The organism is Leisingera sp. G5_S3_59_S7, from assembly GCF_054968485.1.
Genome location: NZ_JBQKUH010000002.1, coordinates 216,985 through 238,535, shown reverse-complemented (window position 1 = coordinate 238,535; position 21,551 = coordinate 216,985). Strand labels below are relative to the sequence as shown.

Below are 21,551 nucleotides of genomic sequence, written 5' to 3'. Positions count from 1 at the left end.
ACACGCTTAGTAAAACACACCCGGCGCGCAATTTCAGCTGGTCTTACTCAGAGGAAGAATAATAGCTTCCATTATTTAACAATATAGTTAATAATGGTCTCATGACTCCTCTGCTAAAATCCTTCGCCGCCCTGTCGGACGAAACCCGCATGTCGATTGTCGATCAGTTGATCAAGCAAGGCGAGCTACCCGCAGGCGATCTGGCACCCGGCGCCGGAATTTCAGCGCCGGCCATATCGCGGCATCTGAAGGTGCTGCGCGAGGCCGGGCTGGTGAGCCAGCGCGCCGATGGCACTAGGCGGCTCTATTCCGCCCGGCCCGAGGGCCTCAGGATGATTGCCGAATGGACCCAGTCCCGCAAAGCGTTCTGGGACGGCAGCCTGGACCGTTTGGAAGCGGCCCTGATGGAGGACCGTGCATGAGTGATTTGCAGTTGCGGAGAATCTTCCCAGTCAGCCCGGAAACATTGTTCGCGTGGGTGACCACACCGGACAAGCTGCTGAAATGGTGGGGACCGGAGGGGGTTAGCATTCCGGAACACGATCTGGACCTCAGCCGCACCGGGCCCTGGCATTCCGTCATGCAGAACAGCGACGGGCAGCGGTTCCATGTCTCCGGCCAGGTGACCCATGTGGATGTGCCGAGATCTGTCGGCTTCACCTGGGCCTGGCACGATGAGGACGACAGCCGCGGCGCAGAGAGCCATGTGACCTTCACCGTCGCTGCGGCCGGGGACGGCGCCATGCTTCTGATTGATCACCGCGATCTAAGTGACGATGAGATCGCCGCACGCCATGAAGAGGGCTGGACCTCGACCCTGCGCAAGCTGGAGACCCGGCTGGCCGCAGACACATGAAGCACACGTTTCACCGCAACCAAGGGAGAAGACCGATGCCAGAGTTCATTTTTGTCTACCACGGCGGCAAAACCCCGGAGAGCGAGGAGGAAGGCGCCAAGGTGATGGAGTCCTGGAAGAGCTGGATGGGCTCGATGGGCGATGCACTGAAGGTGCCGGGCGCCCCGGTAGGCATGTCCAAGACCGTCAGCGCTGGCGGCGTGGCGGACAATGGGGGCGCCAATCCGGTTTCGGGTTATTCGGTAGTCCAGGCGGTGGACCAGGACGCGGCCTGCGAGATGGCCAAGGGCTGCCCGATGGTGGTGGACGGCAGCGGCTCGGTCGAAATTGCCGAGATCATCGAGATGGAGATGTAAGAAGAAATGCCCCGGTCCTGAACCGGGGCATTTCATTTCAGAACAGCAGTTCCGCCGCGGGGCGGATTGAACCGCATTCCAGCCCACGTCGGCTGTAGAGAATCTTGTTCATGTATTTGCGGGTCTCCGGGTGTTCTGCGTCCAGCACGCCGAGGCTGACCAGCAGCGCCGCAATCGCACATTCGCTGGCGCGGGTGGTGCCATCTGTGATCTTGAGCGCCACGCCCAGCTTTTGTTGCGGCAGGATGGCGATAAATACCGCCTCGGCGCCGGTCTTGATTGCGACCTTGCCGCCCATCGCGCGCATCAGGTTGGTGCAGCAGCGGGTTTCGCCGGCCACCAGCTCAGGGTGCGCGGTCATTGCTGCGACCAGCTGCTGCGCCGCCTCGGATGCGCGGTCGGAGCGGTCCGCGGCGCTGGCAAACCAGGCCATCGAACGGGCCAGCCCGGTGACGGTGGTGGCAAAGTTCGGGGCCGAGCAGCCGTCGATTCCGTAACCGGGGCTGTCCTGGCCGGTGGTTTCCTCAAACGCCGCCAGGCAGGCCTGCTGCACCGGGTGATCCATCTCGATATATTCCGTCCCGGCGCCGAGGTACTGGGTCAGGGTCAGGAAACCCGCGTGCTTGCCTGAGCAATTGTTGTGCACCTGGCAGGGGCTGCTGTCGGATTTGATCAGTTCATTGCGGGCGGGAATGTCATCCGGCAGCTGCGGACCGCAGCGGAAATCGTCGTCCGATAGCCCCAGCTGATCGAGCCAGCTGTTCACCCGGTCCGTGTGGATAAGGGCACCATTGTGAGAGGCGCAGGCCAGCGCCAGCTGCTCGGAGGTGAGGCCGTAGCGCGCGGCGGCACCGGAGGTGATCAGCGGCAGCGCCTGGATCATCTTGGCCGAGCTGCGCGGATAAATCACCGCATCGGGGTCGCCCCAGCTGCGCACCACCTGCCCGGAGGCATCGCAGATGACGGCATGACCCAGATGCAGGCTCTCCAGCAGCGGGCCGCGCCAGACTTCGGCCATGGGCACAGGTTTCGGCATGATCTCTCCCCTTATGTTTTGTTGGCGAAATCCTGCCAAAACGCACTTTCGCCCGTGGTGCTTGTTACGTTAGTGTGCTTGTGTAGCGCAAGCGAGGGGATCGGGACCAGACAGCGGATGAAACGCTGCGGGCCCTTTGCTTGGTTTTGAGGTAAAAGAACAGTCTTGGAGTCGGGACAAATGGCATTGAAACTCGCCCGCGTGGCTGCGGGCCTGTGTCTGGCAGCATTGGCAACCACCGCATCTGCGCAGGAAACTTCGAAGAACCGGGTCGCCGCAAAGGTCGACTGGAGTGTGTTCGAAGGTGAAAGCCCGAGCGAATGCTGGGGCGTGTCCGCACCTAAGGAAACAGTGAACACCCGCGACGGCCGCGTGGTGGCGGTGCGCCGCAGCGAGATCCAGCTGTTTGTCACCTTCCGCGAAGACGCCACCCCCAAGGGCGAGGTGAGCTTTACCGGCGGCTATCCGTTTGCGCCCGGTTCCACCGTCAACCTGGCGATCGGCGACTCCGAGTATGAACTGTTCACCGAAGGCGAATGGGCCTGGCCGGCGACACCCGCGGATGACGCCAAGATCATCACCGCGATGAAGCGCGGCACCGATGCGGTGCTGACCGCGCGCTCCGCCCGCGGCACCCAGACCAAGGATACTTTCTCTCTGCTGGGCTTTACCGCCGCTGTGGAAGACGCCGAGAAGCGCTGCAGCAAGTAAGCGCTGTCCGCATCGGTTTTCAGTAAACCCCGGCCCGCGCCGGGGTTTTCTTGTTTGAAGGCCGCGAGGCGCGTAGCATGGGAACGGGAGGATTACGCCATGCTGCGCAGCGTTTTCGGTTTACTGTTTTTGCTGGCACAACCCGTTTTCGCCGACCCCTTGCTTGAGTGCAGCGATGCCGGCTCTCAGGTGGAAGTGGGCGAGTGCGTTGCCAAAGACGAGGAGCGCGTGGAGGCTGCGCTCGCCGCGGCATTGGGCTTTGCCATGGATGCTGCAGAAGAACTCGACAAAGCCACCGGCCGAAGCGCCGCAGTTTCTGCACTCGAGGCAGGGCAAACCGCTTGGGAGGCCTACCGGGCGGAGCATTGCGCCTTTGTCGGAGCGACATATGGCGGCGGCTCCGGAACGGGCATTGCGATCCGTTCCTGCTGGACAAAGCTGGGCCGCGCCAGGATTGATGAGCTGATGCGCTATGCCGGGTAGCCGCTATGCAAGCAATTTGGCAGGATTCCTTTTGATCTTCGGTCAGAATCCTATATAGAGCCGCATCCGCCCATCAGCATCGAGTCCGAAAGCCATGACCGCCAGCGCGCCGATCACTCAAGACGTATTGACCCTGCCCCGCAAGGATCCCGAGGGCGGCAAGATCAATCTTGTCGGCCTGACCCGCGATCAGATGCGCGAGGTGCTGATCGAACACGGCACGCCGGAGAAGCAGGCCAAAATGCGGGTCGGCCAGATCTGGCAGTGGATTTATCAGTGGGGCAAACGCGACTTTGGCGAGATGACCAACCTTGCCAAGGCCTACCGCGCGCAGCTGGCGGAGACGTTTGAAATCCGTATCCCCGAAGTGGTGAGCAAGCAGGTGTCGACCGACGGCACCCGCAAGTACCTGGTGCGCATTGCCGGCGGCCATGAGGTTGAGGTGGTCTATATCCCCGAAGAAGACCGCGGCACCCTGTGCATTTCCTCTCAGGTGGGCTGCACGCTGACCTGCTCCTTCTGCCACACCGGCACTCAGAAGCTGGTGCGCAACCTGACCCCGGCTGAAATCGTCGGCCAGGTGATGATGGCGCGCGACGATCTGGAGGAATGGCCCACGCCCGGCACCCCCAAGGAGGAAACGCGTCTGCTGTCGAACATTGTGCTGATGGGCATGGGCGAGCCGCTGTACAACTTCGAGAATGTCCGTGACGCGATGAAAATTGCAATGGACCCGGAAGGCATCTCCCTGAGCCGCCGCCGGATCACGCTGTCGACCTCCGGCGTTGTGCCGGAAATTGCGCGCACGGCGCAGGAAATCGGCTGCCTTTTGGCAATTTCCTTCCACGCCACCACCAACGAAACCCGCGACGTGCTGGTGCCGATCAACAAGCGCTGGAACATCGACGCGCTGCTGCAGGCGCTCGCGGACTACCCCAAGGCGTCAAACTCTGAGAGGATCACCTTTGAATACGTGATGCTGGACGGCGTGAACGACTCGGACGAGGACGCGCACCGGCTGATCGACCATATCAAGCGCTACAACATCCCGGCCAAGATCAACCTGATCCCGTTCAACGAATGGCCCGGCAGCCCGTACAAGCGGTCTTCGAACAACCGCATTCGGGCGTTTGCCAATATCATCTATCAGGCCGGCTATGCCTCCCCGATCCGCAAGACCCGCGGCGATGACATCATGGCGGCCTGCGGCCAGCTGAAGTCAGCGACCGAACGCGCCCGCAAGAGCCGCAAGCAGATCGAGGCCGAAGCCGGGATGAAGTGACCCGGCTCCGGCCCCTGCGCGGCAGGGTCCCCGGCTGCCTTAGGTAAAGAGAAAGTCGTCCTGGGTGAGTGTGCCGGTGAAGCCGGTAAGCTCTATCTCGTAGTGTCCGTAGTAGCTGATGAACGTGCTGCCGCCGCTTTGGCTGATCAACAGGTCACCGAACTCGTCCACAGAGGTGCCGGAGAATTCGATCCTGTCGCCGCCGCGCCCGAAATCCGTGATCACTTCCTGTTCGTAGTAATCAGCCGACACAAAAACAAAGGTGTCCGCGTGGCGGCCGCCTGTCAGCTGGTCCGATCCGTCGCCGCCGACCAGGCGGTCGCGGCCGTTACCGCCCACCAGCGTGTCATCTCCGGCTCCGCCGGAGAGAGTATCCCAGCCGCCGCCGCCAACCAGCTTGTCCGCCTCATTTGTGCTGCCGGAATATTCATCATCGTCCAGGCCGCCGATCAGGACGTCCGCTCCCTTGCCGCCGATCAGGCAGTCCTCGCCGTAGCCCCCGACGAGGGTATCCAGACCAGCGCCGCCAATCAGCCGGTCGCCGGCTTCGCGGCCAACCAGTGTGTCGCTGCCGCCGCGGCCTAGAATCTTGGTAGCCTGGCCGACCGCCAAAACGGTTTCAGCTGCGGTGCCGGTGTCGATCACGACCATGCCGCTGGATTTGACCCGCACGCTCCACTCTGCGGTACCCGCGCTGCTGCCGTAGATATGCTGCAGGGCCTGCACGTCAAAGGCTCCCAGCTCAGTCACGTTGTACCCGGCATAAGTATAGGTCATCACAGTGTTTGCCTGGGTATCCAGGTGATCTGCCAAAGTGGTGTCGCCGTCATGCGGATGCTTCAGTCCCAGCGCGTGGCCGATTTCGTGCAGAACAGTCTCATAGCCGAAAGACCCGGGCATAATATTGCCGCCCTCAATCGCCAGGCGGCCTTCGTTTGTCGAGTAGCTGCTGGCCCAGGGATAATCCGCCCACCCGGCTGCCGAACCGCCATCATAGCCAAAGACATTGATCATGGCCGGACCGTCGGTTTCGACGAAGATCACGCCTGAAGCTTCTTCAAACTCTTCCAAGGCCCTGCGGAAATATTCACGCTGCTGGCTGTCGAAGGCCCAATAGCTGGACGCCCCATAGGGGTCGCTGCTTGCGTCGCCCAGATCACTGGCGCTCGTGAAACTGTAGGTCACAACTGAGCTGGTCCCCAGATCAGCCAGGCTGTTCCAGCGGAAACTGTCGTTTGACGTGTACGCCAATAGCGCCGTGTAGTCTGTTACCTCGGACATCAAGTCTCTCCACTGTTCGACCGCCGGTAAGTTTTTGTTTGCAAATGTGGCCAAGTTTAGCCCGATTCCGGGCGAATTCCGTTCGCGTCTGGGGTGCAAATCTCAGATGCCTGAACACAGCTGCAATTCAATGAACATTATTTTCTATGCTGCCGCACGGGACTGCCGGGGCGAAAGACTGCCACCTGCTGTTCTGGCACTGTGGCGGGCTCTCTGTTGCCGGAAAGCACCAGTCAGCCGCCGCCCTATTTTTTCCCAAGACCGGCGCGAATTCCGCCATTTGCCCGGGACAGTTTCCAATACATGGACAAATGTTTTGAAAGGTAATCGTCTAATGGCACCGGTAGACAAGCAGGCCCCGCCCGTTGACCCCAGCGTTCTGGAACTGATCCGCAGCGAGCGGCAGAAAGCGCTCAGCCCGCGGGAGTGGAGATTCCGCCTGCGCGGATATGGCTACGCAGTGAAGACCGTGGCAGGCACCCCGGTTCTGACCCGGCTGACCACCGGGGACGAAATCGGCACGCTGCCGCCGGAGCTGGCCTGAGCCCGGCCGCAGCTGAGTTCAGTTTGCGCGCTCAGCGTTCGCGCCCGGGAAGGGTTTCGCGCGGCGGCGCCGGTTCCCAGTTGTCAATGATCTGAACCGCTTCCTGGGCGGTGTCGACCGCGCGGAACAGGTCCAGATCCTGATCGGAAATGGTGCCGGCATCGGCCAGCGCCTCCCAGTTGATGATCTTGTCCCAGAACTGCTTGCCGAACAGCAGGAAGGGCACCCGCTCCATGCGGCCCGTCTGGATCAGTGTCAGGCTCTCGAACAGCTCGTCCAGGGTGCCAAACCCGCCCGGGAACACGCTGATCGCCCGCGCCCGCATCAGGAAATGCATCTTGCGGATCGCGAAATAGTGGAAATTGAAGCTGAGATCCGGCGTCACATAGCCGTTGGGCGCCTGCTCATGCGGAAGAACGATCGACAGGCCGATGGAATGGCCGCCCGCATCCGCTGCACCGCGATTGCCGGCCTCCATCACACCGGGTCCGCCGCCGGTCACCACGACATTCTGACGACCACCGCTGCGCTTTGACTTTTCCGTCATCAGCCGTGCGAATTCACGCGCTTCATCGTAGAAGTGCGACAGATCTGCCAGCGTCTGGGTGCGCGCCTTATCCTTGTGCTCCGGATCCGGAATACGGGCGCCGCCGAACATCACGATGGTGCTTTCGATGCCGCGCTCGTTCAGCATCAGCTCCGGTTTCAGAAGCTCCAGCTGCAAACGCACCGGGCGCAGCTCCTCCCGGTACATGAACTCCTGATCAGCGAAAGCCAGACGGTAGGCAGGCGACCGTGTCTGCGGCGTGGCGGGCACATGCTCTGCCCGGTTCCGGTCGGTATGGGCATCGCTGAAACGGCTGTGGCGGTCTTCGGTCATGGGCAATCCAGGTAAAAAATTAAAGGACTTCCTTTGTAACCGCCCTCGGCCGTTAGCGCCAATCAAGAATGCATCAGAACGCGCCGTTCCGCTTGCGTCCGGACCCCGCGCGGCTAAGGTTCCGGAGCAGCAGGCAGGAGGGCAGCGCATGGACTGGCAGAAAGAAATCACCGCAGCGGCAGAGCGCATCCGCCCCCATGTGCAACGCACCCCGGTGATGCAAACACAGGGCTTCGGACTGCCGTTTCCGGTGGAGCTGAAACTGGAGCATATGCAGCACACCGGCAGCTTCAAGGCCCGCGGCGCCTTTAACACACTGCTGAGCCAACAGGTGCCGGCAGCCGGGCTGGTCGCCGCCTCGGGCGGCAATCACGGTGCCGCCGCGGCCTATGCAGCGCACCAGCTGGGCCACAAAGCGCGGATCTATGTGCCGGAGATGGCAGGCCCTGCCAAAATTTCCCTGATCGAACGCACCGGCGCCGATCTGCAGGTGGTGCCCGGCGCCTATGCCAACGCGCTGGAGCGGGCGGAGGCTTACGAGCAGGAAACCGGCGCCATGCAGGTTCACGCCTATGACGCGGTTGCCACCGTTGCCGGCCAGGGCACTTGCTTTGCCGAATGGCAGGCCCAAGGGCTGGAGGCCGACACACTGCTGATTGCCGTCGGCGGCGGCGGGCTGATCGGCGGCGCGCTGGCCTGGTTCCAGGGCTCCCGGAAGATCATAGCGGTGGAGCCGGAAACCTCCTGCGCGCTGAACGCGGCACTTGCGGCAAGACAGCCTGTCGATGTTCACGTCTCCGGCGTTGCGGCCAACGCCTTGGGCGCCAAGCGCATCGGCAGCATCTGCTTTGAGCTTGCGGCAACGCAGGGCATCACTTCTCTGACTGTGCCGGACAGCGCCATTACCGAAGCCCAGACGGCGCTCTGGCGCGATCGGCGGATCCTGGTCGAACCAGCAGGCGCAACGGCGCTGGCGGCGCTGATGTGCGGCGCCTACCGGCCGGCACCGGGCGAGCGGGTGGCGGTGCAAATCTGCGGCGGCAACATCGCCCCGGATCCGCTGGGATAATCCTTGCGGGTAGAGAGCCGCCCCGGTATCGCCATTACATGTCTGCAACCATTGCCGATACGATCTACCAGGCGTTGAGCGAGCGCATCATCACCGGCAGCCTGGCCGCCGGGGAAAAACTGCGCCAGGACCATATCGCCCGCGAGTTCGAGGCCAGCCATGTGCCGGTGCGCGAGGCGCTTTTGCGGCTGGAAGCGCATGGGCTGGCCAAATCCGAACCCCGCCGCGGCACCAGGGTCAGCGCGCTGGACCCGTCGGAGATCCGCGAAGTGATCGAGATGCGGGTGGCGCTGGAGGTGCTGGCCCTCACCCACGCGTTTGCCCGCCTGACACCCGGGGATATCGAGGCAGCTGAGGCCGCCCGGCTGGCCTGCGACGCAGCAGAGGACATGGCTAGCTGGGAGCGCCTGAACCGCACGTTTCACCGGGTGATCCTGGCGCCCTGTGCGATGCCGCGGCTGCTGGCCTCAATCGACGATCTGCATATCGCCGCTGCCCGGCACCTGTTTGCCAACTGGCAGCACCAGTGGACCCGCCGGGTGGACGCCGACCACGCCGCCATCGTCCAGGCGATGACCCGCCGCGATCCCGCCGCCGCCTGCGATACCCTGCGCCGCCACCTGCGCCGGGTGCGCTGACCGGCTGGAACCCCGCAAAACGCCGTCAGCAGCGGCAATTTGGACGCAATCCGGACATGACCTGCCGGCAGATTGCCGCTATGAAGCTGCGACTCAAACCGATGCCGGAGGAACCCCCATGTCCAACGCCCAGCTGGAAGCAGCGATCGAAGCCGCCTGGGAGGCGCGCGACACCATCACCCCCGCCACCACCGGCGAACAGCGTGACGCTATCGAAGACACCCTGAACGCGCTCGATTCCGGTCAGCTGCGGGTGGCCGAGAAGCTGGAAAGCGGCGACTGGCACGTGAACCAGTGGGCCAAGAAGGCCGTGCTGCTGGGCTTCCGCATCAAGGACATGGAAATCCAGGAAGGCGGCCCGCAAGCCGGCGGCTGGTGGGACAAGGTCGACAGCAAATTTGCCGGCTGGGGCGAAGCTGACTGGAAATCCGCCGGCTTCCGCGCGGTGCCGAACTGCGTGGTCCGCAAGTCCGCCTATATCGCGCCCGGCGCGGTGCTGATGCCCTCCTTCGTGAACCTCGGCGCCTATGTCGATGAAGGCACCATGGTCGACACCTGGGCCACCGTCGGCTCCTGCGCGCAGATCGGCAAGAACGTGCATCTCTCGGGCGGCGTCGGCATCGGCGGCGTGCTGGAACCGATGCAGGCAGGCCCCACCATCATCGAGGACAACTGCTTCATCGGCGCCCGTTCCGAGGTGGTCGAAGGCTGCATCGTGCGCGAAGGCTCGGTTCTGGGCATGGGCGTGTTCATCGGCAAATCGACCAAGATCGTCGACCGTGAGACCGGCGAAGTGATGTATGGCGAAGTGCCACCCTACTCCGTGGTTGTGGCGGGCTCGATGCCGTCGAAGAACAACATCAGCCTATACTGCGCGGTGATCGTGAAGCGTGTTGATGAGAAGACCCGCTCCAAGACCGGCATCAACGAGCTGCTGCGCGACTGATCCGCGCTGAAATTCTGAACGACAGGAACGCGCCCCTTGCCGGGCGCGTTTTTCTTTTGCCTCCGGCGGCAGGGGCTTTGCCCCAAACCCCAGGATATTTCCAGCCAGATGAAAACTAGATCCTCTATTCATCTGGCCCGGAGATATCCCGGGGTGAGGCCGTCAGGCCGAGGGGCAGCGCCCCTCCTATGCAAAACCCTTGCCGCGCAATAAGCCTGCCGCTAATAGTATTACATCTACACATAAGAGGGTCAGATGCAGACCATATTTGCCCAGCGCGCCCGCCTGCCTAAGGGATGGGCTGAGAACCTCCGGCTGACGGTTGAGAATAGCCGGATTTCGTCCCTGGAAACCGGTGCCGCGCCGCAGGCAGGGGATGCCAAGGTGGACGCGCTGCTGCCATCGCTGGGCAATCTGCATTCGCACAGCTTTCAGCGCGCCATGGCCGGGATGACCGAGTACCGCGCAGCTGGGAAGGACAGTTTCTGGACCTGGCGCGAGCTGATGTACCGCTTCATGGACCGCATCACCCCTGAACAGTATGAGGCTATCGCCGCGCTGGTCTTCATGGAAATGCTGGAAGCGGGCTACGCCTCCGTTGGCGAATTTCACTACGTTCACCACCGGCCCGGCGGCGCGCAGTTCGGGTCCATGACGGAACTTAGCGAGCGGGTGTTTGCCGCAGCCAGCCAGACCGGCATCGGCCTCACCCACCTGCCAGTGCTTTATAGCTATGGCGGGGCTGGAAAACAGGCTCTGAGCGGGGGGCAGCAGCGGTTTGGCAACTCAGTCGCAGAGTTCTCCGCGCTCGTCAGCCGCGCCCGCGAAATTGCCACACGGGACCTTCCGGAGGATGCGAGCGTTGGTATCGCACCTCATTCGCTGCGGGCCACTTGCCCCGAGGATCTGGCGGAGGTGCTGCAGATCCAGGACGGGCTGCCCGTGCATATCCACATCGCCGAACAGCCCAAGGAAGTGGCGGACATCAGCGGTTGGCTGGGCGCGCGGCCTGTAGAATGGCTGCTGGAAAACGTGCCCGTGGATGGCAAATGGTGCCTGATCCACGCCACCCATATGACCAGTGCTGAAACCATCGGCATGGCCCGCTCCGGCGCCGTTGCAGGCCTCTGCCCGATCACTGAGGCCAACCTGGGCGACGGCCCGTTCAACGGTGTGGAATACCTGGCGCATGATGGGGCCTTTGGGGTCGGGTCCGATTCTAACGTGCGGATTTCGCTGCCGGAGGAGCTGCGGACGCTGGAATATTCCCAGCGCCTGCGCGACCTGGCGCGCAACGTTCTGGTACCGGGCGAGGGCTCGGTTGGTGAGACTCTGTACCTGGGCGCGGCCAAGGGCGGGGCGCAGGCGCTGGGGCGCGATGGCGGGCGGATCGAGGAAGGCGCGCTGGCGGATCTGGCGGCAATTGACAGCGGCGTGCCCGCTCTTTGTGCGCTGGAGCCGGAGCAACTGCTGGACGGGCTCTGCTTTGCGGCAGGAGATGACACTGTGACCGACGTCTGGAGCGCAGGCCGCCATGTGGTGCAGCAAGGCCGTCATATCGCGCGGGACAGCGTGATTGCAGGCTACAAGACGGCAGTCAAAGAGCTGCTCTACAGCCTCTAAACTGGCAAAAACCGCACTTGGATGACAGCACCGCCGCCGGTGATCACCGCGCTGGCGGCGCTCTCCGTCACGACACCTTCTCCGGGGCCGAGACGGTCTGTACCTGCCATCTCCACGCTGCCGGAGACCACTAACAGCACTTGCCAGCTTTCCGGACCCGGAACTAGGCCGTCTGCCAGAATTCTGGGTTCTGCCGTCACCCGTCCCGGGTCGTAGATCACGTTGAACGCCCTGCAGGGCCCATCTCGCAAGCGGCAGTGCAAATCCACTCCGCCATCGAAGCACAGTGGCTCCAGAGGCCGGGCCTCCAGCTGCGTGCTGTCGTTGGACAGGGTGTGGCCAGCGCCTTCGACAACGCAATGGATACGGGCGAGTCCCGGAAAGGCGGAAAACGGGCCGCTTTGGGCGATTTCCGCCAGACTGAGGCGCCAGACCTTCCGGCCGCCTTCCTTGTGCACGGCCAGTTCGCGGGTCACACCGCCGCCGTTCTTCCAAGGCACTGCCTGAGCGGTTAAAGCGGAGATGCGCATCGGGCTATCCTTCTGACAATCGGATAAGCCCAGCCATAATGCGGAGAGGTGAAATACCGCAAGCCTTCCGTTTCCTGCTCAACCGGCCTGCGCTGCCCGCGCTATTTGATTGACCATCCCCCTGCCCCGGCGCTATGGCGGCGGCATGGAAAAGAAGAAACCCTCCCGCCAGCAAGTCTATACCCTGCTTGTCCAGATCGGCCGCAAGGACGGGGACGGGCTACCCGACGGTGCCACAGGTGCGGCGCTGATGATCTATGCCTCCGGCGTGGACGAAGCCGAGGCGGTGCGCGAGACCGTGGCGATCCTCAAACAGGCCGATACCGCGCCGCTGGATGTAACCGGTTATGGCACGCTGGAAGAGCGCGAGTCCGAGGGCCATGAGATCGGCGACGAGGAACGCGCGCTGATGCAGCGGGCATTGGAGGAGAACGCGGTGATCGTGGCGCAGATGACCCCGTTCTTCGACGGTGAGGAGCCGGTGTTCCACTGAGAGCCGGCCTCAGTTCTGGCTGCCGAACCATTTGCGGTAGAGGGTGTCGTAGCTGCCGTCCTCCTGCATCGCGAGGAGCGCCTGATTGACCTCCTCCACCAGCGGCGAGCCGGCCGGGAACACCAGGCCGTAATTTTCGCGCAGGAAGGGCTGGCCGATTGTGTGGCCGTATTGGTGGCCGCCCTGCTGGACGTAGTAATTCAGCACCGGCGCATCAAAGACTACAGCGGTCACGTCTCCACGTTCAAACCCTGCCAGCATGTCTTCCAGCCCGGCATAGGCGGAATAGTCGATCTCGCGCCGGTTCAGGAACCCGGCGGCGGTGGAGCCGTCGATGGTGCCTACGGATTTGCCATAGAGGTCGTTCACCGAGTTCACTGAGCCGCTGATCGCCTCCACCGTCATCACCGCAGTGATCTTGGCAACAAAGACCGAGACGATGAACAGCGAGGACACCACCAGCACCACCCCGAACACGCGCCCGACCGGCGTGCGCGGCACCCGTTCCTCAAACCCGCCGTTCACCACAAGGTTCAGCGCCCACCAGAAGGAGGGAAACCAGGCCTCTTTCAAGGGGCGGTCGAAATAGGGCTGGGCGCGGCGTTCAAAGGCCCACATCACCATGCCGCCGCCGAACAGCAGCAGAAAGGCGATGCCGATCGCAGCAGCCAGGTCCCAAGAAAGCAGCGCCCGCACCAGTGACGGCTGGCGGATCTCATCGGCCTGAATCATGATTTGCAGGCCGCTTTCGAAGATCGGCTGACTGAAGTCCATCAGCACCTCGCGCGAGGCGGTGATCGAGATATTTGCGGCGGCCAGATCGGCTTCGCCGCTGCGGACGCCGTCCAGCATGCCAGCAAAACTGTCCGTGCGGTTGATGCGGTACTCCCAGTCAAGCCGCTCTGCCAGGAGCTTGAGGAGTTCAAGCGAGAAACCGGTGTCGCGCCCCTCCGCCACCATCGAGAACGGCGGCCGGGTGACAGTGTTGACCGTCAGTACCTGCGCAGACAGCAATTGCCCCCACAGCAGGAGGAAGGCGGCGGTGATCAGGCGGAGGTACAGCACGGGAACGCTCGGATGGGCCTCTGGGACGGTTTTAACGTCCTTAGGCGGTTCGCCTTTTTCACGCAAGCGCCTTGGCGCGAAGGGGTAAACGCGTGGCCCGGGCACAGACGGGCGGCTGTGCGGCCTGCTTCCGCCGGAACCACGCGCGCGCGTCCGTCATGAAGACCTTGCACGGCTGCTGCAACCGCTCCGGCTGCGTTGGCATTTGCGTGAATTGCGCCGTGTGCCGATCCGCGCTAGGCCTGTGGCCAACGGAACATCAGGAGCCTGTCTATGCCGCAAACCGACCCCGCCCGCCTGACCGCCGATCTGATCCGCTGCCCTTCGGTCACGCCGGAAGAAGGCGGCGCTCTGGTGCTGCTGGAAAAGCTGCTGAGCGCGGCAGGCTTTGAGTGCACCCGCGCCGACCGTGGCGACGTCTCTAATCTGTTCGCCCGCTGGGGTGCCAAGGGGCACGCCAAAACCTTCGGCTTCAATGGCCATACCGATGTGGTGCCTCTGGGGGATGAAGCCGCTTGGACCATGCCGCCCTTTGGCGCGGAAGAGAGAGACGGGTTCATGTACGGCCGCGGCGCCACTGACATGAAATCTGGGGTCGCCGCCTTTGCTGCTGCTGCCATTGATTTCGTCAAGGAGACCCCGCCGGATGGCGCCATCATTCTGACCATCACCGGCGACGAGGAAGGCGACGCGGAAGACGGCACCACTGCGCTGCTGGACTACATGGAGCGCCAGGGTGAGAAGATGTCGGTCTGCCTGGTGGGTGAACCCACCTGCCCGAATGAGATGGGCGAGATGATCAAGATCGGCCGCCGCGGTTCCCTGACTGCCTGGTTCACGGTGACCGGCGTGCAGGGGCATTCCGCCTATCCGCACCGCGCCAACAACCCGCTGAATGCAATGGCGCGGCTGATGGACCGGCTGGCCAGCCATGAGCTGGACCAGGGCACCGAGCATTTCGATGCGTCCACCCTGGCCGTGGTCACCATCGACACCGGCAACACCGCCACAAACGTGATCCCGGCGCAAAGCCGCGCCACTGTGAACATCCGTTTCAACGACGCCCATTCCGGCGCCGGCCTGACGGAGTGGCTGCAGGAGGAGGCGGACAAGGTTGCCGCGGAGTTCGGGCTGGAGATCGGGATGAAGGTGAAAGTCTCCGGCGAGAGCTTCATCACCCCGCCAGGGCCACTGTCGGATCTGGTCGCACAGGCGGTTGAGACGGAGACGGGCCGCAAGCCGGAACTGTCGACCACCGGCGGCACTTCGGATGCGCGGTTTGTGAAAAATCATTGCCCGGTGGTGGAGTTCGGCCTGGTCGGCAAGACGATGCACCAGGTGGATGAACGGGTCGAGGTCGCGCAGATCCATCAGCTGAAATCCATCTATGCCCGCATTCTGCAGGACTACTTTGCGAGCGTCTGATTTCACGTGAAACGCACCCTGATCATCATGGTCAAGGAGCCGCGTCCCGGCCGGGTCAAGACCAGGCTGGGCCGGGACATCGGCAGGATCCCGGCCACCTGGTGGTTCCGCCACCAGTCCGCCCGGCTGATCCGCTCCCTGCGCGATCCACGCTGGCAGATTGTATTGGCAGTCGCGCCCGATACTGCAGTGTTTTCTAAAGCCTGGCCTGCAGACATGCCCCGCCTGCCGCAGGGAATTGGCGATCTGGGCGCACGCATGAAGCGGGCGCTGTCCGGCCTGCCGTCCAGGCAAAAAGGTCCCGTCTGCCTGATTGGCGCCGATATCCCGGGTATCACCCGCGCACATACCGCCCGCGCTTTCTCAGCCCTTGGCAGCCACGATGCGGTATTCGGACCCGCAACGGACGGCGGTTACTGGCTGGTGGGGGTCAAGCACCCCGGCCGCATGCCCCGCGGCCTGTTCGAAAACACCCGCTGGTCCACCGAACATGCGCTGGCAGATACTCTGCGCACCTTGCCCGGCTGGCGCATTGCGCTGACGGATACCCTGCAGGACGTCGACACCGCGGCTGACCTGCCACAGCGCTGAGTCGTGCTTTTCACCATGACGCCGCCCCGCCGCCGTGCTACGCGGGAAACATGAGCCGTATTCCATCCAAGGCCGAGATCCTCGACTGGATCTCCGCCAACCCGACCCATACCTCCAAACGCGACATCGCCAAGGCCTTTGGCATCAAGGGCGCCGACCGCATCGACCTCAAGCGCATCCTCAAGGAGCTTGAGGCCGAGGGCCACTTGCAGAAGCGCAAGAAGACCTACCGCGACCCGGACCAGCTGCCGCCGGTGACGGTGCTGCAGGTGAAGGCGCCGAACGAGGACGGTGATCTGTATGGCCGCCCGCTGGAATGGCATGGCGAGGGGGTGGAGCCGATCATCCTGATCCTGCCCAAAGCCTCGGATCCCGCCCTGGGCGAAGGCGACAAGATTCTGGCCAAGCTGCAAGCGGTGCCGGATCAGGACCACAACTATGAGGCCCGGCTGATCCGCCGGATCGGCACCAGCGCGAAAAGGGTGCTGGGCATCTTTCGCGCGGGGTCCGAAGGCGGACGGATCGTGCCGATCGACAAGGCAGCCTCGACCGAATGGACGGTGGCGCCGGATGCCGCAAAGGACGCCCGGGACGGGGAACTGGTCGAGGCCGAACAGGCGGGACCCAAGGGCCGCATGGGCCTGCCCCGAGCCCGCATCGTGGAACGGCTGGGCGACCCTGCCGCGCCCAAGGCGGTGTCGCTGATCGCCATTCACCAGCATGGCATTCCCGACCACTTCCCCGACAAGGTGGTGGCTGAGGCCGACACGGCCAAGCCAATGGGACTGAAGGGCCGCGAGGATCTGCGAGATCTGCCGCTGGTCACCATCGACCCGGCAGATGCGCGCGACCATGACGACGCCTGCTTTGCCCATGCCGACGACGACCCCAAGAACCCGGGCGGCCATGTGATCTGGGTGGCGATTGCCGATGTGGCGACCTATGTGCGCCCGGGTTCGGCGCTGGACCGCGAGGCGCGCAAGCGCGGCAACTCCAGCTATTTCCCCGACAGGGTGGTGCCGATGCTGCCCGACCGGCTGTCGGGCGATTTATGCTCTTTGCACGAAGGCGTGCCGCGCGCCTGTATCGCAGTGCGGATGCAGGTCGATGCCGAGGGCAACAAACTCGGGCACAAGTTCGTGCGCGGGCTGATGCGCTCTGCCGCCTCGCTGAATTATGCCGAAGTGCAGGAGGCGCAGGACGGCAGCCCCAACGAGAAGACCGCACCGCTGCTGGAGGATGTGATCAAGCCGCTGTTTGCCGCGTATAAGGCTCTAACAAGGGCAAGAGCCGAACGCGAGCCGCTGGATCTGGACCTGCCCGAGCGCAAGATCGTTCTGGATGATGATGGCCATGTCACGTCGGTCGCCTTCCGCGACCGGCTGGATGCGCACAAGCTGATCGAGGAGTTTATGATCCTCGCCAACGTGGCCGCTGCGGAGACGCTGATTCAGAAGCGTTCGCCGCTTCTGTTCCGGGTGCATGAAGAGCCCGCACCCGAACGGCTGGAGGCGCTGCGGGAAACCGCGCGCGCGGCAGGCCTCAACCTGGCCAAGGGACAGGTGCTGCAGACCCGGCATCTGAACGCGCTGCTCAATCATGCGGCGGGGACGGATGATGCGGAGCTGATCAACATCTCCACCCTGCGGTCGATGCAGCAGGCCTATTACAATCCGGAAAACTTCGGCCACTTTGGCCTGGCGCTGCGCAACTACGCGCATTTCACCTCGCCGATCCGCCGCTATGCCGATCTGATCGTGCACCGCTCGCTGATCTCGGCGCACGGCTGGGGCAATGACGGGCTGACGGAGGAAGAGATTGAGCGGCTGGAAGAAACCGCCACCCATATCTCCGACACCGAGCGGCGCTCGATGATTGCGGAGCGGGACACCACTGACCGGTATCTGGCGTCTTACCTAAGTGAGCGGGTCGGCAATGAGTTTGAGGGCCGGATCAGCGGCATCGCCCGTTTCGGCGCTTTTGTGAAGCTGGATGAGACCGGAGCGGACGGGCTGGTGCCAGTGCGTTCGATCGGGCGGGAGTTCTTCCATTTCGACCCGCAGGCCGGCACGCTGACCGGGTCCGACACTGGACTAACCCTGGCCATCGGCCAGCGGGTGACGGTGCGGCTGACCCAGGCGGCGCCGGTGACCGGCGGGCTGGAGCTGGAGCTTCTGGCGCTGGAGAATGCGCCCATGCCGTCCGGAGGCGGCCAGCGCGGCCGCCGCAGCCCGGCGGGCCGGACTGTCAAGCGCAAGGCAGCGAAATCCAAGCACAAGACCGCCAAGGTGAAGCGCAAGGTGGAACGCAAGCGGCGGAAATGACCAGCTGTCCCCACAGGGACAGACCGCAATCTTGTCAGGCCGGAATCTCCAGAGGCGGGCTGATGCGGTAGGTCAGCGCCCGCTTGATCAGCCATCCATGGCGGATCGGCTCGACCTCTGCCGGGTGGTTGAAGAGTACTGCGCGGGTGCCCTCGAACCGGTCCCAGGCCGGGAAAGCCGCAGCGAATTCCGGGATCAGCCGGCTTTGGCAATGCACAAACAGGGCAAAGCGCGCGCCCTTGGGTATACCCAGCCGGATCGTGGAGCCGGCCTTGGTTTCCGGTGTGAGGTAAGAAGGCTGGCCCCAGCGCAAGGCTTCTTCGATCCTCCCGGCCTCCGGCGTTTGCGCGGCGGTGTCAAAGATCAGTTGCCGCAGCACCAGCAGGCCAACCCGGGCCTGACTGTCCGGCACATCAAACGCGGCTTCGATTTCGGGACTGGCAAAGGGCGGGATCATGGCAGCGGCACCGTTTCAAACACGCGTTTAACATAAGGCTTGAGCACCGTATCGTCGAGAATGCGGGCCACCAGATCTGTGCGGACCGGGGTTGTCCCCATCGCCTGCAGCATTGAGGCGACGCTGAAATCGGCGCTGGAGATCTGCGGCCCGAACAGGAAGTCCTGCCCCTTCAGCAAAGCGGTGATAGCCTGCAGGTCCTGTTCAACACGCTGGTTCCGCTCGTCCTCGCTGAACCGCGCGGTGCCCTGGAACACCAGACCGTTATGCACCGAGCGGCGGATGGCGCCGGTGACCGGGCGGCGGATCAGGGCGGGAATTTCATGGAAGTACTTGTCGCGAATCGTGGGCCAGACCGCGTCATTGTCCCAGCGGTCGCGCACCACGTGGAAATAGAGCGTGTCCTCCGCCATCCGGATCAGCATCTGGGCCTGCGCCCGGTCCCGCGCACCGAGGGCGGCGTCAAAGTCGGTGCCCTGCTGCTCCAGCCAGGCGCGGATGGCGCTGCTGTCCGGCACCAGCCCGCCGGGCGTGCGCAGCACCGGCAGCTTGCGGTGCGGCATCCCGCGGGGGTCATTCAGGTCTTCACGGGTCCAGTTTTTGCCGGAGAATGTCAGCAACAAAGCCGCTTTGACGCAAAACGGGCTGAGGCTGAAAACGGCGCCGTTGCGGGGATAGGTCAGTAGGGTCAGCATGGGAGGCTCCTGTCGTGTCGGGTTGCGGGCAGACTAGATCCGCATGGTGACAAAAACTGTCATCAGGCGTAGAGAGAATAGGCTATGTCCCGCACTCACCGCCTCTTTCAGCTGATGCAGGCCCTGCGCCTGGGCCCCGGTCCGCATACCGCCGCGGAACTGGGCCGCGACCTGGGCGTTTCGGCCCGCAGCATACACCGCGACATTGCCACGCTGCGCGAGATGGGGGCGGTGATTGATGGCGAGGCGGGCTATGGCTTTACCCTGATCGAGGACAATGCGCTGCCGCCGATGGGCTTTCGCGACACTGAGCTGGAGGCGCTGGTGCTGGGACTGCGCGAGGTGGAGCTGATCGGCGATCCGGAACTGGCGACCGCGGCCTCGGAAGCATTGCGCAAGCTGCAGGCGCGGCTGCCGCCCCGGCAGGCGCACCGGCTGCGCCATGCGGTGCTGGCACCCTACCGGTTCGAGCGCCCGGTGCCGCCGGCGATTTCGGCACAGGACCTGCGGCAGGCGGCCTGGGACGAGGTGGAGGTGCGCTTTGGCTATACCGATGGCTATGGTGCGGTGACCGAGCGGCAGGTGAAACCGCTGAGCGTGGTCTATTTCGACCGCTCCACCGTGCTGATTGCCTGGTGCGGCCTGCGCGACGCCGTGCGGGTGTTCCGGCTGGACCGGATGCGGGAGCTGGAAGTGACAGACCAGAGCTTCCGCCCGCACCGGGTGCCCATGCTGCGGGATGCACTGGAGCAAATGCGCGAGGAACGGCAGGCGGCAGCCCGCACATGCAAGGACTGACCTCTTTACCCGGGCCCCGCCGCCGCTAGACTGGAGGCGAGCAGTGTATAATGAGGTGCATCATGCGCAGATGGGTTGCAGCGTCCCTGGTGGCAGGCGGAGCAATGGCGGCAGAAGCCGCGCCGGACAATTCCCTTAGGCCCGCTCAGCGGCCGGAAGCGGTCAAACAGGAGGCGCAGGATGAGAGCTATCAGCTTGCATCGGCGGCCACGGCCATGAGGCCCGCGGCGCGACCAGCGGCCCCCAAAGCGGTGCAGCCGGAGCCGGCTGCGGCAGAGCTGAACTTCCAAGGCTGGATCAATGGGTTCCACGACCGCGCCCTGGCCCAGGGCATCAGCGCGCCGGTGCTGGAGAGCGCCTTTTCCGGGGTCCGCTATGATCCGGAAGTGATCCGGCGTGATCGCAACCAGTCGGAATTCACCAAAACGATCTGGGAATACCTGGACAGCGCAGCCTCTGAGCTGCGGGTGAAGAACGGCAAGGCGGCGCTGCGGCAGCACCAGGCGCGGCTTGAACAGATCGAGGCCAAGTACGGTGTCGAGAAAGAGATCGTAGTGGCGGTTTGGGGGCTGGAGAGCAGCTATGGCACCTTCCGCGGCAAGATGGATGTGATCCGCTCGCTGGCGACTTTGGCCTTTGACGGGCGGCGCGGCGCGTTTTTCGAGAGCCAGCTGGTGGCAGCGCTGAAGATCCTGCAGGCGGGCGACGTTGCCGCCCGCAAGATGACCGGCAGTTGGGCCGGGGCCATGGGGCACACCCAGTTTATCCCGACGTCCTACCTGGATTACGCGGTGGACTTCACCGGCGACGGCAAGCGCGACATCTGGTCGGACAACCCGGCGGATGCGCTGGCCTCAACCGCGGCATACCTCAAGCAGTTCGGCTGGGTGAAGGGCCAGCCCTGGGGCGTGGAGGTGGCGCTGCCCAAGGGGTTTGACTACACCCTTGCCGACAGGGACATCGAGAAACTGCCCTCCGAATGGGCGGCCCTTGGCATCAAGGGACTGGACGGGCGCGCGGTGCGCGATCACGGCAAAGCCTCCATCCTGCTGCCGGCGGGCAGCGCGGGGGCGGCCTTTATGATCTTCCAGAATTTCGCCGTGCTGGAGCGCTACAATACTGCGGATGCCTATGTGATCGGGGTCGGGCATCTGGCCGACCGGATCAAGGGCGGCGCGCCGATCCAGGGCAGCTGGCCGCGCAGCGACCGGGCCCTGACCCGGTCGGAGCGGGAGGAATTGCAGCAGCGACTGACCTCTGCCGGTTTTGATACCGAGGGGGTCGACGGGCGGATTGGGCCGAAGACGATCGGTGCGGTGCGAGCCTATCAAGTGGCCAATGAGTTGACACCGGATGGATATGCCTCACCCCGGCTGTTGCAGCTGTTGCGGTAAGGGGGGCGCGGAGGGGGCCAGCCCCCTCTTGGCCTAGCGGCCAATTCACCCCCGGGATATTTTCAGCCAGATGA

Annotated in this window: 24 protein-coding genes; 17 read left to right on the top strand and 7 right to left on the bottom strand. The window is 63.8% G+C overall.

Features of this window, described 5'->3' with window-relative positions:
- The first annotated feature begins 101 nt into the window (after positions 1-101).
- Genes ACTRWG_RS02490 through ACTRWG_RS02480 form a run of 3 tightly spaced genes read left to right on the top strand, consistent with a single transcriptional unit; the run spans position 102 to position 1,212 of the window.
- Positions 102-422, top strand: a complete 321-nt coding sequence (locus ACTRWG_RS02490) for an ArsR/SmtB family transcription factor (protein ID WP_027235744.1) — start codon at positions 102-104, stop codon at positions 420-422.
- Positions 419-856 carry an SRPBCC family protein gene (locus ACTRWG_RS02485; RefSeq protein WP_027235745.1) on the top strand — a complete coding sequence of 146 codons (438 nt, stop codon included), beginning with the start codon at positions 419-421 and terminating at the stop codon, positions 854-856. The genes ACTRWG_RS02490 and ACTRWG_RS02485 overlap by 4 nt, the downstream gene beginning before the upstream one ends.
- A gap of 35 nt (positions 857-891) precedes the next feature.
- Positions 892-1,212 carry a YciI family protein gene (locus ACTRWG_RS02480; protein ID WP_027235746.1) on the top strand — a complete coding sequence of 107 codons (321 nt, stop codon included), beginning with the start codon at positions 892-894 and terminating at the stop codon, positions 1,210-1,212.
- A gap of 37 nt (positions 1,213-1,249) precedes the next feature.
- Here ACTRWG_RS02480 and ACTRWG_RS02475 read toward each other — a convergent pair whose 3' ends face one another.
- Complete coding sequence (locus tag ACTRWG_RS02475) at positions 1,250-2,248, bottom strand: asparaginase (protein ID WP_027235747.1); 999 nt, start codon at positions 2,246-2,248, stop codon at positions 1,250-1,252.
- 180 nt (positions 2,249-2,428) lie between these two features.
- On the opposite strand from ACTRWG_RS02475, the gene ACTRWG_RS02470 reads away from it, so the two are divergent.
- The 3 genes from ACTRWG_RS02470 (at position 2,429) to rlmN (ending at position 4,724) form a co-directional block, all read left to right on the top strand.
- The gene (locus ACTRWG_RS02470) at positions 2,429-2,959 is read left to right on the top strand and encodes an invasion associated locus B family protein (RefSeq protein ID WP_027235748.1); all 531 of its coding nucleotides are present in this window, start codon (positions 2,429-2,431) and stop codon (positions 2,957-2,959) included.
- A gap of 99 nt (positions 2,960-3,058) precedes the next feature.
- Positions 3,059-3,442 carry a lysozyme inhibitor LprI family protein gene (locus tag ACTRWG_RS02465; RefSeq protein ID WP_051357779.1) on the top strand — a complete coding sequence of 128 codons (384 nt, stop codon included), beginning with the start codon at positions 3,059-3,061 and terminating at the stop codon, positions 3,440-3,442.
- Between the two features lie 94 nt (positions 3,443-3,536).
- A complete protein-coding gene (gene rlmN / locus ACTRWG_RS02460) occupies positions 3,537-4,724 on the top strand; it encodes a dual-specificity RNA methyltransferase RlmN (protein ID WP_027235750.1) in 1,188 nt (395 codons plus the stop codon).
- A gap of 39 nt (positions 4,725-4,763) precedes the next feature.
- Here rlmN and ACTRWG_RS02455 read toward each other — a convergent pair whose 3' ends face one another.
- Entirely contained in the window at positions 4,764-6,005 is a 1,242-nt protein-coding gene (locus ACTRWG_RS02455; RefSeq protein WP_027235751.1) for a zinc-dependent metalloprotease family protein, read from the bottom strand.
- 334 nt (positions 6,006-6,339) lie between these two features.
- Between ACTRWG_RS02455 and ACTRWG_RS02450 the strand changes: the two genes are divergently transcribed.
- Complete coding sequence (locus ACTRWG_RS02450; protein ID WP_027235752.1) at positions 6,340-6,549, top strand: hypothetical protein; 210 nt, start codon at positions 6,340-6,342, stop codon at positions 6,547-6,549.
- Positions 6,550-6,580: 31 nt separating this feature from the next.
- Here the strand turns inward: ACTRWG_RS02450 and ACTRWG_RS02445 are convergent, their stop codons facing one another.
- Positions 6,581-7,429 (bottom strand): LOG family protein, encoded by an 849-nt coding sequence (locus tag ACTRWG_RS02445; RefSeq protein WP_027235753.1) that lies wholly within the window; start codon positions 7,427-7,429, stop codon positions 6,581-6,583.
- A 148-nt stretch (positions 7,430-7,577) separates the two neighbouring features.
- Between ACTRWG_RS02445 and ACTRWG_RS02440 the strand changes: the two genes are divergently transcribed.
- From ACTRWG_RS02440 to ACTRWG_RS02425, 4 genes are all read left to right on the top strand, one after another.
- Positions 7,578-8,498, top strand: a complete 921-nt coding sequence (locus ACTRWG_RS02440; protein ID WP_027235754.1) for a threonine/serine dehydratase — start codon at positions 7,578-7,580, stop codon at positions 8,496-8,498.
- Between the two features lie 38 nt (positions 8,499-8,536).
- A complete protein-coding gene (locus ACTRWG_RS02435; RefSeq protein WP_027235755.1) occupies positions 8,537-9,136 on the top strand; it encodes a GntR family transcriptional regulator in 600 nt (199 codons plus the stop codon).
- 118 nt (positions 9,137-9,254) lie between these two features.
- Positions 9,255-10,082, top strand: a complete 828-nt coding sequence (gene dapD / locus ACTRWG_RS02430) for a 2,3,4,5-tetrahydropyridine-2,6-dicarboxylate N-succinyltransferase (RefSeq protein ID WP_027235756.1) — start codon at positions 9,255-9,257, stop codon at positions 10,080-10,082.
- A 255-nt stretch (positions 10,083-10,337) separates the two neighbouring features.
- Positions 10,338-11,705: a formimidoylglutamate deiminase gene (locus ACTRWG_RS02425; RefSeq protein ID WP_027235757.1), complete on the top strand. Its 1,368-nt coding sequence runs from the start codon at positions 10,338-10,340 to the stop codon at positions 11,703-11,705.
- Here the strand turns inward: ACTRWG_RS02425 and ACTRWG_RS02420 are convergent.
- Entirely contained in the window at positions 11,702-12,235 is a 534-nt protein-coding gene (locus tag ACTRWG_RS02420) for a HutD/Ves family protein (protein ID WP_027235758.1), read from the bottom strand. The genes ACTRWG_RS02425 and ACTRWG_RS02420 overlap by 4 nt on opposite strands.
- A gap of 145 nt (positions 12,236-12,380) precedes the next feature.
- Between ACTRWG_RS02420 and ACTRWG_RS02415 the strand changes: the two genes are divergently transcribed.
- Entirely contained in the window at positions 12,381-12,728 is a 348-nt protein-coding gene (locus ACTRWG_RS02415; protein ID WP_027235759.1) for a hypothetical protein, read from the top strand.
- A gap of 9 nt (positions 12,729-12,737) precedes the next feature.
- Here ACTRWG_RS02415 and ACTRWG_RS02410 read toward each other — a convergent pair whose 3' ends face one another.
- Positions 12,738-13,793, bottom strand: a complete 1,056-nt coding sequence (locus tag ACTRWG_RS02410) for a transporter substrate-binding domain-containing protein (protein ID WP_027235760.1) — start codon at positions 13,791-13,793, stop codon at positions 12,738-12,740.
- A 273-nt stretch (positions 13,794-14,066) separates the two neighbouring features.
- Between ACTRWG_RS02410 and dapE the strand changes: the two genes are divergently transcribed.
- The 3 genes from dapE to rnr are packed head-to-tail and all read left to right on the top strand — an operon-like array spanning position 14,067 to position 18,133.
- Positions 14,067-15,218, top strand: coding sequence for a succinyl-diaminopimelate desuccinylase (gene dapE, locus ACTRWG_RS02405; protein WP_027235761.1), 1,152 nt, complete (start codon positions 14,067-14,069; stop codon positions 15,216-15,218).
- 6 nt (positions 15,219-15,224) lie between these two features.
- Positions 15,225-15,809, top strand: coding sequence for a TIGR04282 family arsenosugar biosynthesis glycosyltransferase (locus ACTRWG_RS02400; RefSeq protein WP_027235762.1), 585 nt, complete (start codon positions 15,225-15,227; stop codon positions 15,807-15,809).
- A gap of 50 nt (positions 15,810-15,859) precedes the next feature.
- Positions 15,860-18,133 (top strand): ribonuclease R, encoded by a 2,274-nt coding sequence (gene rnr / locus ACTRWG_RS02395; RefSeq protein WP_462828889.1) that lies wholly within the window; start codon positions 15,860-15,862, stop codon positions 18,131-18,133.
- Between the two features lie 34 nt (positions 18,134-18,167).
- Here the strand turns inward: rnr and ACTRWG_RS02390 are convergent, their stop codons facing one another.
- Both ACTRWG_RS02390 and ACTRWG_RS02385 read right to left on the bottom strand, forming a co-directional pair.
- Positions 18,168-18,590, bottom strand: coding sequence for a DUF1801 domain-containing protein (locus tag ACTRWG_RS02390; protein ID WP_027235764.1), 423 nt, complete (start codon positions 18,588-18,590; stop codon positions 18,168-18,170).
- Positions 18,587-19,285: a glutathione S-transferase family protein gene (locus ACTRWG_RS02385; protein ID WP_027235765.1), complete on the bottom strand. Its 699-nt coding sequence runs from the start codon at positions 19,283-19,285 to the stop codon at positions 18,587-18,589. The genes ACTRWG_RS02390 and ACTRWG_RS02385 overlap by 4 nt, the downstream gene beginning before the upstream one ends.
- A gap of 84 nt (positions 19,286-19,369) precedes the next feature.
- Between ACTRWG_RS02385 and ACTRWG_RS02380 the strand changes: the two genes are divergently transcribed.
- Both ACTRWG_RS02380 and ACTRWG_RS02375 read left to right on the top strand, forming a co-directional pair.
- Complete coding sequence (locus tag ACTRWG_RS02380) at positions 19,370-20,083, top strand: helix-turn-helix transcriptional regulator (RefSeq protein ID WP_027235766.1); 714 nt, start codon at positions 19,370-19,372, stop codon at positions 20,081-20,083.
- A 62-nt stretch (positions 20,084-20,145) separates the two neighbouring features.
- Positions 20,146-21,477, top strand: coding sequence for a lytic murein transglycosylase (locus ACTRWG_RS02375; protein WP_027235767.1), 1,332 nt, complete (start codon positions 20,146-20,148; stop codon positions 21,475-21,477).
- Positions 21,478-21,551 lie beyond the last annotated feature (74 nt).